At 35.3% G+C, this 13,705-nt stretch carries 9 protein-coding genes; 7 read left to right on the top strand and 2 right to left on the bottom strand.

What is annotated here, in order from left to right; all coding sequences use genetic code 11:
* The first annotated feature begins 61 nt into the window (after nucleotides 1-61).
* The 5 genes from NTX22_01050 to NTX22_01030 all read left to right on the top strand — a co-directional run bounded on the left by NTX22_01050 (nucleotide 62) and on the right by NTX22_01030 (nucleotide 9,647).
* Nucleotides 62-2,422: a T9SS type A sorting domain-containing protein gene (locus NTX22_01050; protein MCX6149090.1), complete on the top strand. Its 2,361-nt coding sequence runs from the start codon at nucleotides 62-64 to the stop codon at nucleotides 2,420-2,422.
* A 318-nt stretch (nucleotides 2,423-2,740) separates the two neighbouring features.
* The gene (locus NTX22_01045) at nucleotides 2,741-4,093 is read left to right on the top strand and encodes a helix-turn-helix domain-containing protein (protein MCX6149089.1); all 1,353 of its coding nucleotides are present in this window, start codon (nucleotides 2,741-2,743) and stop codon (nucleotides 4,091-4,093) included.
* A gap of 92 nt (nucleotides 4,094-4,185) precedes the next feature.
* Complete coding sequence (locus tag NTX22_01040) at nucleotides 4,186-4,419, top strand: hypothetical protein (GenBank protein MCX6149088.1); 234 nt, start codon at nucleotides 4,186-4,188, stop codon at nucleotides 4,417-4,419.
* Nucleotides 4,420-4,483: 64 nt separating this feature from the next.
* A complete protein-coding gene (locus NTX22_01035; protein MCX6149087.1) occupies nucleotides 4,484-7,159 on the top strand; it encodes a T9SS type A sorting domain-containing protein in 2,676 nt (891 codons plus the stop codon).
* 337 nt (nucleotides 7,160-7,496) lie between these two features.
* Nucleotides 7,497-9,647: a right-handed parallel beta-helix repeat-containing protein gene (locus NTX22_01030; protein MCX6149086.1), complete on the top strand. Its 2,151-nt coding sequence runs from the start codon at nucleotides 7,497-7,499 to the stop codon at nucleotides 9,645-9,647.
* A 93-nt stretch (nucleotides 9,648-9,740) separates the two neighbouring features.
* Here the strand turns inward: NTX22_01030 and NTX22_01025 are convergent, their stop codons facing one another.
* Both NTX22_01025 and NTX22_01020 read right to left on the bottom strand, forming a co-directional pair.
* Nucleotides 9,741-10,463, bottom strand: coding sequence for a response regulator transcription factor (locus tag NTX22_01025; GenBank protein MCX6149085.1), 723 nt, complete (start codon nucleotides 10,461-10,463; stop codon nucleotides 9,741-9,743).
* Nucleotide 10,464: 1 nt separating this feature from the next.
* Nucleotides 10,465-11,535, bottom strand: coding sequence for a histidine kinase (locus NTX22_01020; protein MCX6149084.1), 1,071 nt, complete (start codon nucleotides 11,533-11,535; stop codon nucleotides 10,465-10,467).
* A gap of 334 nt (nucleotides 11,536-11,869) precedes the next feature.
* On the opposite strand from NTX22_01020, the gene NTX22_01015 reads away from it, so the two are divergent.
* A complete protein-coding gene (locus tag NTX22_01015; GenBank protein ID MCX6149083.1) occupies nucleotides 11,870-12,913 on the top strand; it encodes a T9SS type A sorting domain-containing protein in 1,044 nt (347 codons plus the stop codon).
* 403 nt (nucleotides 12,914-13,316) lie between these two features.
* The gene (locus tag NTX22_01010) at nucleotides 13,317-13,691 is read left to right on the top strand and encodes a hypothetical protein (protein ID MCX6149082.1); all 375 of its coding nucleotides are present in this window, start codon (nucleotides 13,317-13,319) and stop codon (nucleotides 13,689-13,691) included.
* Nucleotides 13,692-13,705 lie beyond the last annotated feature (14 nt).

The raw sequence follows: 13,705 nt of genomic DNA, 5'->3' as shown, positions 1-13,705 counted from the left end.
TTATTTTGGCAGAAAAACAATTGCAGTAATCTTAGGATGACAGAATCATAGGTAAATAAATATGAAAAATTTTATTATAAGTTTTCTGATGTTTATAGTATTAATCAATGTCGGATTTTATGCGCAGCAGTTACATAGAACAGGTTTGTTATTTGAAGATATATCTAAGAACACTTCGATAAGGAAAGCAGAACCCAAAACAGTATTATATAAATTGTCTTCTTCTGTTGATAACTCAGATCATTTACCGCCAGTAGGAAATCAAGGACAACAAGGCAGTTGCGTTGCATGGGCAATAGGCTACTATTATAAAACTTATCAAGAATGGCAAGAACATGGTTGGAGCATCACCGTTCCCAATCATATTTTCAGTCCCTCTTTTATTTATAACCATATTAATGGTGGTCGGGATGGAGGTTCATATTTTTCTGATGCACTTAAATTATTAACAGATAATGGATGCGCTACAATTGCCGATTTCCCATATCAGAATTATACTGCTTTGCCTTCAGAATCAGTATATCTCGATGCAATAAAATATAGATCGCTTGACGCCTATTATATTCCAATCAACAATACTACGGGAATTGAACAGGTGAAGCAGCATTTGGCAAACGGTGATATTGCGGTCCTTGGTATAATTATTTACGGGAATTTTGATAATATTAAAAATTATAACAATACATATTGCGTTAATGAGAAAATGGGAAATAACAGAGGGGGACATGCATTAGCTATCGTAGGATATGATGATAATAAAGTAACAGCGGATGGTACTGGCGCTTTTAGATTAGTTAATTCATGGGGTACATCTTGGGGCGATAATGGATTTTGTTGGATGTCTTATCAAGCAGTTATTGATACAAATTTATCGCAAAGATTTGCTTGTTATACTACGGATAGGATTCAATATGAGCCAACTATTATAGCTTCAACACAAATTACACATTCAAATATTAATTTCTTAAAGTTAAATTTTGGAATCGGATTAAACAGCACACCAATTTATTCAAAGAATTATTTTGATTTTTACATGAATACATTACCAGGTCTTCCGGCTAGATCTTTTCCAAATAACAATATTGATTTCGATCTTTCGGATGGATTAAGCTATTTGGATACAACTCAAAGCAATAATGTTTTTTTAAGCACCCAAAGTACAGTTTCAGGTACTGTTAATAATTTTTCAATTACCGATTTAAGAGTACATTATATCACAACATCTTCAGAAACACCCAAAACAATTCCTGATAATAATGAAAGTGTTTTTACAAATATCGATCTCAGGATAGTTAATGAGAGTAATATCATATGTACTGATGTAACATTACTACAAGGTTGGAATATTGTATCAGTGCCTGTAATAGCAACAAATATGTCCACAAGTATACTGTTTGCAGGAGCAAATTCACCCACATATAATTACACGGATAAATACAATATTGCAACAACTCTAGAAAATGGTAAAGGATACTGGGTAAGATATCCAATAGCAACAACGATAAACATTTGTGGTAATATTGTAAATAGTAATACGATCCCTGTAACAGAAGGATGGAATTTAGTAGGGGTATATGAAAGGAATGTGAATATAAACCAAGTAACTACTGAACCTTGGGGAATAGTCAACTCACCATTCTACGGATATTCAAACAAGTATGAAATCCCTACTGTTATGGAAGTCGGTAAGAGCTATTGGGTAAGGGCAAGTGGTGCCGGTGTAATTAATATAGGGAATGCACTTGCAAAGAGAATAAACCAAACAATAGTCAAAGAGAGCATAGACCCTAAATGGATAAAAATAATAGTACGAGACAATAATGGAAATCGGAGTATTGTTTACGGTGCGTCCGAGTCAATAAATTTTGATAGCTATGCCTTACCACCTATACCACCAAGCGGTGTATTTGATGTACGCTGGGATAGTAATCAGTTGGTAGATAACATAAACAATGGAACGAAAGATATTTTAATCCACTCGGCAGAATATCCGATAACTTTAAAAGTAGAGGGAGGGAATTTAAGTATAAAAGATAAGGTAGGAGGAGTGGTGATTAACGCAGTAGTGCGGGATGGTCAGAGTATAGTCATCACAAATCCAGCAATAGAAAGTTTTCATGTAAATACAGTAGTTTTCCCAATAACATTTAAGTTGTTTCAGAACTATCCAAATCCGTTTAATCCAACAACAACAATTGAATACGTTTTGCCGTATAATAGCAGAGTAAAAGTAGAAATTTTTAATATGCTTGGACAGTTAATAACCACACTGATAGACAAAGAAGAATCTGCAGGTTACAAACAAGTTTTGTGGAATGCGAATGATCTTTCCAGCGGCATTTACATTATGCGGATGAATGCTGAAGCTGTGGAAGGAGGGAATAAATTTTCTTCTACGAAAAAACTTCTCTTACTAAAATAAAAACTTATCCATCTTGCAGGTAATTGTTATGTTTACCTGCAAGATAATTTTTCAGACCTGTTTAGTTTAGTATCTGCCAGGTCTCCAGTTATCCTATTTGTTTATAATCTTACCAAGATTTAATGTCTTTAACACCTCGTTTTTGTAGTTCCGACCAATTGGTAGTTCTTTACAATGAATTTCAATTGATGATTATTTCTTTTTATAATATTGATAATGGATATTCAATGAATGATAAAAATATCTTGTCAACTATTAATTATTATTGTTAAATTGCTTCTGAAAAAATTATCAAAAAAATTTTTTGAGCTACTTATTATGTACGTTACCGGGGTTTTTTTTGCTTTCTGTTTGTTTTATCAGATACCTGATGATGTGATTCATATTCCATACAAGAATGAAGAAATTAAAGTTGATGGAGTTTTGGATGATTGGGAAGATGCATTTGATTATGTCTTTACCGATACACTAAGATCTTTTTATACAGTCCCTGAAATAAAATTAAATCATGTCTATCCGTCTCAGTTCGATTTTGCATATCTAAAAAAACCGCTTTCTAAAAACACGGCAAAAGTGAAATATTTTTGGAATTTGAAATCCTTAAATATTGCAATCCTTGTTAAGGATGAGCAACTTTTTGCACAAATAGATACCGGCACAGATAAACCAAAACTTCACTTAAACGATGGAATTGAAATATATATTGATTCCAAATGTGATGATGGTTTAAAGATGAATACAAATGACTATCAATTTATAGTTGATCTGAAAAACAGAACACAAGTTTTTAGAGGAGACAGAAGATTAATTAAGTTGGATACCCTTGCAGTACCGAAGGATTATGATCAAAATGTACTTTTTAAAAGTAAGCTAAAGTATTTTGGAACAGTAAATCAACCTGAAGATATAGATAGTTTTTACATTGTAGAAATTTCAATTCCTTTTGCATCAATCGGTTTTGAACCGCAGTCCGGTAAAAGTTTGCGTATGGATATTTGCTGCAACGATATTGACTATCCCATAGAGCAGGGTACAATTATAGAATATGCATCAACAATCATGTGGTCATTTGATTGGATGGGATACAGCGATTTTGGCTTTCCTAAATATTGGAGGAAAGTAAAATTGATAGGCGGACCAAGTTTTCTGGAAAATCTTGCCGAGGAATACAAACAATATTGGCTTTGGGTTTATTTAATAACTTTTGCACTTACTTTTTCTATAATAACCTATTTGTATTTAAGAATAAAACGCATTAGTAAAATTCCAAGTGAATCGGAAGTTAATAAAGGAAGAATTATTTTTATTCCTTTTAATGAACAGATTAAAAACAAGCTAACCACCAACCAAATTATTCTGCAAAAAGCCTCCAAGTATATTATTGATAATAAACATAGAACTATCCATTCCGAAGAAGTTGCTAAAGAAATAGGAATTTCATTAAGGCATTTTCAAAGATTAACCCGCGAAGAATTGAATACTACCCCCACAAATTTTATTTATCTTGTAAAACTTAAACTTGCCGAAGAGTTCTTGATCTGTAAATTAGGAAATATTACTGAAGCTGCTTTCGAGTTTGGATTTAATGACCTTTCTCACTTTTCAAAACTATTTAAAAATCATTTTGGATTATCGCCTTCCGATTACATTAAGCAGAACATAAATACGTGATTTTAGTCCGACAGTTCTAATTTTACTGTTTTTTACAAACCTTTGTCGTTATTCCCCAAGCATTTCCTTCATCCAAAGAATATTTTTGCACTATGAATGTGAGACTAACAATCATTATCGGAATAGTTTTTCTTTCCCTGATTTTTTTAGCAGTCGGTTTAATTGGTAAAGGATTTTTATGGATTGCCGGTGTACTTATAATATTAATTACTCTTTTCATTAGAGTGATAGTTGGTGAAATTACGCGCATTACAGAAAATATAATTTTTCTGCTGCTATGCATTATAATGATTTTTACTTTACTGCTTGTTGTATGTGGTTATTAAACCGGAAAAGAATTAGTAAAAAAGCCGATCAATATAAAAATTTAAAATATATGGAGTAAACGTCATGCTGAAAATTTATTACCCAATAAGAAATTTCTCCTTGCGATTGTTATTTGTAATTTTTTCTGTGGTCTTTCTTAGCAACACTCCATTGTGTCAGGGAATCGTTCTGGTAGATTTTGGAGCTAACGCCTCAGGGAATTTATATGGATTAACCGGATGGAATACTTTAATAAAAAGTCCGAATGTAAATTATACATCTGCTGGTCCAGGAGGTTTAGTTTCTCATCCAACAGAAGAAGAATTTGGCGATTATCAGGGTGTCCAAGGTACCGCAAGAAATTTTCAAATTGGAGAAAGGATTGTTGTTACCTGGTATAATAATTCTGATGACGTATTCTTTTTTACTGCGCGGATAAGTTTTACAGACGGAGATCGACCCGAGGGTGGAACATCCATAGGTAATTGGTATACGATGAGAAGCTTTACTGACTATCGTTATACATATACTGAAATTCAACCCCACACATCTGCCAAATCGGTTTTTAACATCACCAACGCTGGTGTACATAAAACAGATAGTTCTTATTCGCTTGTTAATACAAACCTTGCAATTGAATGGGGAGCTACGGATCCAAAACAATATTTGGTGTGCGACAAAATTGAGTTACTTAGTAATGCCGATATATTAACTCCAAATCAACCAACAGGACTAACAGCAAATACAATTTCAGATTCTAAAATTCAACTAAACTGGGACGCGCCAACGGATAATATTGGAGTTGTTGAATACTTAATTTATATGAACGGACAAATAGAAGGTTACAGCCGAAGCAGCAATTACACATGCGTTTTCTTAGAGCCTAACAAAGAGTATAGCTTTACTGTTACGGCTCTGGATGCTGTAAGAAATGAAAGCATTCAATCAGCGCCTGCTTCTGCTGTAACGCAGGAATATAAAGGTGATGGAACATTAGTCAATCCTGCCGGCTTTCAATATCTTGGAACATTTAGATTGCCGGATGATTTTGCCTGGGGTGGTGAAGCAATTGAATATAACCCAAATGGAGATGGCGGGCAATCCGGCAACGGCGCTGCTGATGGCTACCCCGGTTCCATCTTTGCAACAAATCTTAACCAGCCCGAAAATGGTTTGGTAGGCGAACTTAGCATACCAGCCCCGGTTATATCCGCAAGTAAAAATATTGATGATTTGCCTTTAGCAGTAATAATTCAAACGCCTGTAAACATTAGACCACCAAATATAAATAACTGGACGTTTATTGATATATGGAGAACCGGTTTAGAATACATTCCGGATGAATCAAGGCTGTACAGTTCCTGGAGCATTCATTATACTGTAACTGGAGAAAAGCATTCATCAATTAGCTGCTGCGATGCCGGTAATCTTTCCGGCTCTGCAAAGTATGGACCCTGGTATGTTGGTTCACCATCATCTCCACCAAATGATGCTACCATAAACGATTGGTTGTTTTCAACACCGGATTCATGGGCGCAAACTAATACTTCAGGACGAAATCTTGTAGTTGGTAGAAGCCGCGATGGTGGATTAAGCGGATTAGGACCAACAATGTATGCATTTGCAAAGGTTGGCGGAACTCCTCCTGTGCCTGATAGCCAATTAGATATTACTACTCTTTTACAGTACGGTCCCGTAGAAGGAACGGACAATTACAATTTCCCAAATTCAATTGATGGATATAAACACAGCGATACTTGGAGAGAGGCATTGTGGATTTCATCATCCGGTCAAAACTCCATTGCCATTATTGGAAATAAAGCGTTGGGCAATAATTGGTACGGTTATACCGGAGAAAGGATGCTGCACGATTGGGTTATTGCCGATACTCCTTATCCGGATTATTATACCACGGATCCGGACGGTAAAGGCTGGCGAGGGCATAACCTTCAGCCGATGATAATCTTTTATAATCCGGCAGACCTTGCTAAAGTTGCATCGGGAACAATGCAGCCTTATGAACCACAGCCCTATGCAGCTTTAAGAATTAGTAAAAATATTTTTTATGGAGAAGCACACGAAATTTTTTCCGCCAGCTATGATTTGCAAAATCAAATTTTGTATGTGACTGAGTTTTTCAGAGAGTCGGACGGAAGACTTCTTATTCATGCCTGGCATGTAAATTCAATTCCGGTTCCTGTAGAACTTACTTCCTTTAATGCTGAAGTGATAGATAACCATGTTAAACTTAAATGGAATACGGCGACTGAAATTAACAATTTCGGATTTCAGATTGAACGCAGATCATTTATGATTACTAAAGATTGGACAAAGATTGGTTTTGTAAATGGCAAAGGAAACAGCACAATTCCAGCGCATTATGAGTTTGTAGACAAAGAACCTGAATGTGGAATTAACCAATACCGTTTTAAACAAGTAGACTACGATGGCTCATTTAAGTATTCCGAAATTGTAGAAGCGGAAATAAATAAGCCGATGAAGTTTGCGCTATTCCAGAACTATCCAAATCCGTTTAACCCAACAACAACAATTAAATTTACACTCGCTGAAGCCAGTAAGCTAACATTGAAGGTTTATGATTTACTTGGAAGTGAGGTGACAACATTGCTGGATGAGGAGAAACCTGCTGGAAGATACGAAGTACAGTGGAATACAAGCAATCAGCCAAGTGGTGTATACCTCTGCCGATTGCAAGCAGATAACTTCATTAAGACGATTAAAATAGTCTTGATGAAGTAATTCCTGCTTCAAAGATAGACTTCCGATTTCTTCCCAAGTATAATATAAGAAAGAAATCGGAAGTCTTACCTAGATGATTGGTATATATCGTATGGGTCTGGAAATCTTCAGATAAAAGTTGTGGAAATGAATGGTAGCTTATGAGTCTATCATAATTTTTGGTTCCCTGTATTATGAGGCAACACGAATATGAAAAACATCATTTTGGGCAGATATAACGACAAAGACAGATACGTATTCCCACGTTCAAATTCAGTCTACGAAGGGAACGGACGGAGAACGAGTAAACAAAAAATGTAATCAACAATCCATAAAAAACAAACCAAGGAGCAACATTATGAAAAGGCTAATCACAACACTTTTCGTACTGGTTATAGTAACCGGTGTAAATGTACTGGCAGATGTCCATCATGTAACTACCACCGGTGCAGGTTCAAAAAATGGTTCAAGTTGGGATAATGCTCACGAAGGATTACAAGCGGCTCTTACTGCCGCAAGCTCTGGCGACAAAATTTGGGTGGCAAAGGGAACTTATAAGCCAAGCTCCTATTATGATTTATACTTTACTGCACGCTACTACCATTTCCGTATGCAGCCCAACGTTGCCATTTACGGCGGCTTTGCCGGAACAGAAACTGACGTAAGCGAGCGAACCAACTATGGCGTCGGAGGGACAAACGAAACCATTTTGAGTGGCGATATTGGTACCGAGGGCAACATCTCAGACAACTGCTACCATGTGTTCTACCATCCAACCAGTTCGGATTTAACAAGTTCTGCCATGTTGGATGGCTTTACTATTCAAGGCGGAAATGCAAATGATGGTTCCGCGCCACATAACCAGGGCGGCGGAATGTTTAATGATGGGGCATGTTCTCCAACCATTACCAATTGTACATTCACATCAAATTGGGCTACCTACGGAGCCGGAATGTATAATTCTTCTTCTTCTTCTTCTTCTTTTTCTGCCCCCAGCCTAACCAACTGCATATTCTCATCGAATACGGCTACAATGCATGGTGGCGGAATGTATAATTACCAATATTCTTCTCCAACCCTAACTAGTTGTACATTCACATCGAATACTGCCACTGCTAGTTCTTATTATGGCGGCGGAATGTGTAATTATACTAATTCTTCTCCAACCCTAACTAGTTGTACATTCACATCGAATGCGGCTTATTACGGTGGTGGTATATATAATTACTATAATTCTTATGTAACCCTCATCAGTTGCAGATTCTCATCGAATTCTGCTGGTCAGGGTGGTGGTGGAATGTATAGTGATTATTGTTCTCCATCTCTCACCAATTGCACATTCTTATCGAATACCGCTGCTAATGCCGGTGGATTGTATAATAGTTACTCTTATCCAACTCTCACCAATTGCACTTTCTCATCTAATACAGCTACTGCTAATGGCGGCGGAATTGTAAATGTATCTACTTCTCCAAACAACACTATCTTCAATAATTGTATTATTTGGGGTAATGAAGCTGGAACTGATGGTGATGAAATATATCTCTCTGGTGGTGGCACAACCACACTGAATCACTCATGCTATGCAACTGAGTCCGGGGATATTCAACTTAGTGGTACATTTAACACTACAAACGACAACATTACTTCCGACCCTCAGTTTGTGGGTTCATCGGCAAATTCAGCGCACCCGCTTTCTATTATAGGAATTTCACCTTGTACAGATGTAGGAGATGATTCTTATAATTCGCAAGATTATGATATTCGTGGTTCCAGCTACCCAAGAAAACTGAATAAGCTCACCGGCGCCACCGGCATAATAGATATGGGGGCGTATGAATATAAACTGAACGTCGATCCTTTGCCGGTAGAATTGACCAAATTTAACGCTAGCATAAACGGTTCTTCTGTATTATTAAATTGGCAGACAGCTACCGAAGTGAACAATTATGGATTTGAAATAGAAAGAAGTCTTTCCCAATCCCTTCAAAAGGAAGGGACTTGTAATTCCTCCTTAGGTGGAAAAGAAGGTGGCTGGGAAAAGATTGGATTTGTTACAGGTGCCGGCAACAGCAACTCACCGAAGGAATATTCCTTTACAGATGATCTTGCTCTTACTCTTAATCTTGCTCATAATCTTACTCTCAAATATCGCTTAAAACAAATAGATAATGACGGACAATTCAAATATTCTGATGTTGTAGAAATATCATTAGCAAATACGCCAGAAAAATTTGAACTTATGCAGAATTATCCCAATCCGTTTAATCCAACGACAACAATTGAATATTCTTTGTCTTATAACAGCAGAGTAAAAGTAGAAATTTTTAATATGCTTGGACAGTTAATAACCACACTGATAGACAAAGAAGAATCTGCCGGATACAAACAAGTTTTGTGGAATGCGAATGATCTTTCCAGCGGCATTTACATTATGCGAATAAATGCTGAAGCTGTGGAAGGAGGCAATAAATTATCTTCTACGAAAAAACTTCTCTTACTAAAATAAAAACTTATCCATCTTGCAGGTAATTGTTATGTTTACCTGCAAGATAATTTTTCAGACCTGTTTAGTTTAGTATCTGCCAGGTCTCCAATTATCCTATTTGGTAATAATCTTACCAAGATTTAATGTCTTTAACACTTCGTTTTTGTAGTTCCGTCCAATTGGTAGTTCTTTACCATGAATTTCAATTGATGCTGAAGTTACCGCTTCAATTTTGGAAACAGAAACAATGTATGAACGATGGATGCGGATAAATCCTTTGCAGGTAAGTTGTTCTTCAAGTTGGCTTATCTGCTGATGTGTAATTACTTTCTTATTCTTAAGATGTAAAATTGTGTAATCTTTCAGGCTTTCAATAAAATAAATTTCCTTCAGATAAATCTTAATTATTTTTCTTTCAGCTTTAACGTAAATAAAATTTTCATCAGCAGGTTTCTGCAGAATTAAACTATCGTTCACATGAGCTTCAGTAGACTTATAAAATTTATCCATCGCTTTCAAAAATCTCTCAAGTGATATTGGCTTCAAGAGATAATCAACAACATCCAGTTCATATCCCTCAAGAGCAAAATCGCGATAAGCTGTAGTTATAATAACTTTTGGAGGATGGCTTAATATTTTCAGAAGGTCAATTCCGCTAACCTGTGGCATTCTTATATCCAGAAACATCAGGTCAACGTTTTTCTTTTTAAGAAAATCAAAAGCTGTAATTGAATTTTCAAATTTGCCAAGAAGAAAAACATCAAAAAAATTCTTAAGGTATCCTTCAATTATTTCCGTGGCAAGCGGTTCATCTTCTACAATTATACAATTTGTCATTTTATTTTCGGTTAAATATTATTTCCAGATTGATGGCAAAACTATTTTCCTTTTTTTCTATCCTGAACTGATGTTTATTGTAATAAAGTAAATCCAGCCTTCGCTTAACATTATTCAAACCAATCCCGGTTTCACCGTCTCCTGTTTCATTTTTCAACGTGCAGGAACTGCTGTTCTCCACCATAAAGATAAGCTTATCTTCTGAAGCATTCATGTTTATATCTATCCAGGAATTATTAATTTCATTATTGATTCCATGTTTAAAACAATTTTCTATAAGGGGAAAAAGTATTAATGGCGCAATATATATTCCATTTGTAGTACCTGTTATTTTAAACTGGACTTTGACTTTATATCCATACCTGATTTTCTCAAGCTCTATATAATCATTTATAATTTTAATTTCCTTGCAAAGCGGAACACATTCCGTGTTACACTCGTAAATCATGTAATCAAGAAGAGAGGATAATTTAAGCACCATCTCCGGGGCAAGGTCTGATTTCTTAAGAGTTAAAGCATAGATAGCATTAAGAACATTAAATAGAAAATGCGGATGAATCTGGGATTTAAGAAACATAAGTTCAGTTTCAACTTTCTCTTTTGAAAGCTGTTGAGCAGTCCTTTCTTTATCAAGCCAGTTTTTAAACAGCTTAATAAAAGCTGCAACAATAACAACTGAATAGATTGCTATCAACTGCGTTGTTAAATAGTAAGGGTAAAAAAATCCAAATTTTATATAGCTTGCCATTACCTGTGGCGGATAAAGAAGTGGGGCAATTATAAAATATGCCGCAGCCCTTTGAAGCAAAGTAAAGATTGCAGCACTAATAAAAAGAAAAATATAAAATAACAAGTATCTTTTTTCAAGGAGATATTTTGGAATTATAAAATAGAGATTTGAATAAACAGCAAGAATCAGCACCGGCAGGTAAATACAATATCCATATAACGTAACAAGATAATCTTTTGTTGAATAACCATACTGGAAAGTGAAGAGGGCTACATAACCAATCCAGAAAAGTATGTGCAACAGTATACGGTTCTTATTTAATTTTTCAAAAGTAAACATCATGTTAATATATCTTTCTGAGGAATTTACTTGCAAAACATTATAATAAAATTCTATAAGAGCAAGCTATTATTAATAATTATCCACTCCTGTTATTTAATTCTATCCGGAAAATGTATTTTGTAAAAATAAACACTTTCAGAATAAATTATTCCTGATATATAGACCAACTGCAAATTAAACCACCTATACAACAATCTTTAACCGACGAAAGGATTTTGTATCTATTATACTTTGATATCATTTGGTAAAAGGGGTTTCTGACGAAAATCTATGATTTCTTTGCACGTAACATATACATTTGCAACAGAAAATAATTAATTAAGCAGGAGAAGTAATGAATAAGAATTTCTTTATTGCAGTATTATTAGCATATCTTTTTACTTTTGCACAAATATCAGCTCAGATGGAATTTACTGAGCATTTAATAGCGGACAAATTTGATGAAACAATGTCTGTACGTGCAGAACTATTCGAAAACAAATTAACTAAAAATGATACTGTTAGAGATTATGATGGAAATGTCTATGGCATTGTTCAAATTGGAAACCAGCTTTGGATGAAAGAAAATCTTAAGTCACTTCACTATTCTGATGGAACTCTAATTCTGGATGTTACAGCATATAATAATAGCGATAGCCTTGCCGGAGTTTATGGTCTTCTTTATACCTGGAATGCAGCAATGAAAAACGCAACAGTTGAAAATTCACAGGGATTATGTCCCTGCGAATGGCATGTTCCATCAGATAAAGATTGGAAGGAATTGGAACTATTTCTTGGTGGGGTTTCTGTTGCAGGTGGAAAAATGAAAAGCACAACAGGATGGAAATCTCCGAATGCTGGTGCAACTAACAGCAGTGGATTCTCTGCATTAGCGGCTGGAGAATATGATAGTAATGATTTGAAAAAATTCCAATTATTGAACGAGTATGCTGTATTCTGGACTTCAACAAATATCAATAAGACAACAGCCAAGGAGAGATATTTAGCATATAATAATGCTGCATCATATACTTATAACTGGTATAAGATTATGAAATACTCTATCCGATGCGTTAAAAATACTGCTACAGGTACAGACAGTAAAACAACAACACCGGAAACTTTTTATCTATTTCAAAATTATCCCAACCCGTTTAATCCAACAACAACAATTGAATACGTTTTGCCTTATAATAGTAGAGTAAAAATAGAAATTTTTAATATGCTTGGACAGTTAATAACCACACTTATAGACAAAGAAGAATCTGCCGGTTACAAACAAGTTTTGTGGAATGCGAATGATCTTTCCAGTGGCATTTACATTGCACAGATGAAGGCTGAAGCTGTGGAAGGAGGCAATAAATTTTCTTCTATCAGGAAATTGATGTTGCTGAAATAACTTTAAAGCGATAAATATGAAGGTATTGCTGCAACCTAAAAACAAAACAGAGGCTGCCACAAAATTCATTTAAAAGTCATTGCGAAAAACCAGAGTATCGTAGCAGGTTACTGGAAAAATTTCGTGTTTAATAAACAGCAGCTTGTCGGGGGAAATATCCGGCGGACTCTTTTCTCCTAAATTAATTCTTAACACGTAACGTACACACCTTGCCAGAGTTATTGCAAAATAGTAAATCTGAAATGGAGTAATTTCATTTCCTCTTCCTTCAACTTCTGTACGTTTTTTCAGTTTGAAATTTAATTTCTTTTAATAGTTGGTTCATTTCCATCCCAGGGAATAAATTTATTCCAGTAACAGAATGATTTCTTGAAATCGAGTTTACCGAAAAAGAGATAACGCCGTGGGGTGGAATGGTATTAATGAAACAGATGATAGAGAAGACAAAATAAATGAATTATTAGAACGGCTCTCATTACCACAACAGAAATCAAACCGAGGATATAATCCGGTACATTTGATAAACAATTTTTGGGTAAGCATATGGAACAGACCGAGCCGATTTGAACATTTAGTAGTAACAAGAATGGATAAAGTGATGCAGAAAATATTTGGATGGAAACAAATGGCAGGGAATAAATCCTTCCAAAGATATTTTAAGAAATTCGGACAAGGAGATAATCAACGGGTATTTGACGGGATGTTCAACACGAAAAATGGGAATGAACGTATACTGAAACTATCTATAGCTATCAAGCGACAAAACTGGTTTGAATGACTGTGGTCCAATAC

The organism is Ignavibacteriales bacterium, from assembly GCA_026390815.1.
Classification (GTDB): Bacteria; Bacteroidota; Ignavibacteria; order Ignavibacteriales; family SURF-24; genus JAPLFH01.
Note: the sequence above shows the minus strand (reverse complement) of the source record. Positions and strands in the feature narration are given on the sequence as shown.

Bases quoted from the DNA above. Each gene is read 5' to 3' on its own strand.
- NTX22_01050 (MCX6149090.1), top strand. From the start codon at position 62: ATGAAAAATTTTATTATAAGTTTTCTGATGTTTATAGTATTAATCAAT.
- NTX22_01045 (MCX6149089.1), top strand. From the start codon at position 2,741: ATGTACGTTACCGGGGTTTTTTTTGCTTTCTGTTTGTTTTATCAGATA.
- NTX22_01040 (MCX6149088.1), top strand. From the start codon at position 4,186: ATGAATGTGAGACTAACAATCATTATCGGAATAGTTTTTCTTTCCCTG.
- NTX22_01035 (MCX6149087.1), top strand. From the start codon at position 4,484: ATGCTGAAAATTTATTACCCAATAAGAAATTTCTCCTTGCGATTGTTA.
- NTX22_01030 (MCX6149086.1), top strand. From the start codon at position 7,497: ATGAAAAGGCTAATCACAACACTTTTCGTACTGGTTATAGTAACCGGT.
- NTX22_01025 (MCX6149085.1), bottom strand. From the start codon at position 10,463: ATGACAAATTGTATAATTGTAGAAGATGAACCGCTTGCCACGGAAATA.
- NTX22_01020 (MCX6149084.1), bottom strand. From the start codon at position 11,535: ATGATGTTTACTTTTGAAAAATTAAATAAGAACCGTATACTGTTGCAC.
- NTX22_01015 (MCX6149083.1), top strand. From the start codon at position 11,870: ATGAATAAGAATTTCTTTATTGCAGTATTATTAGCATATCTTTTTACT.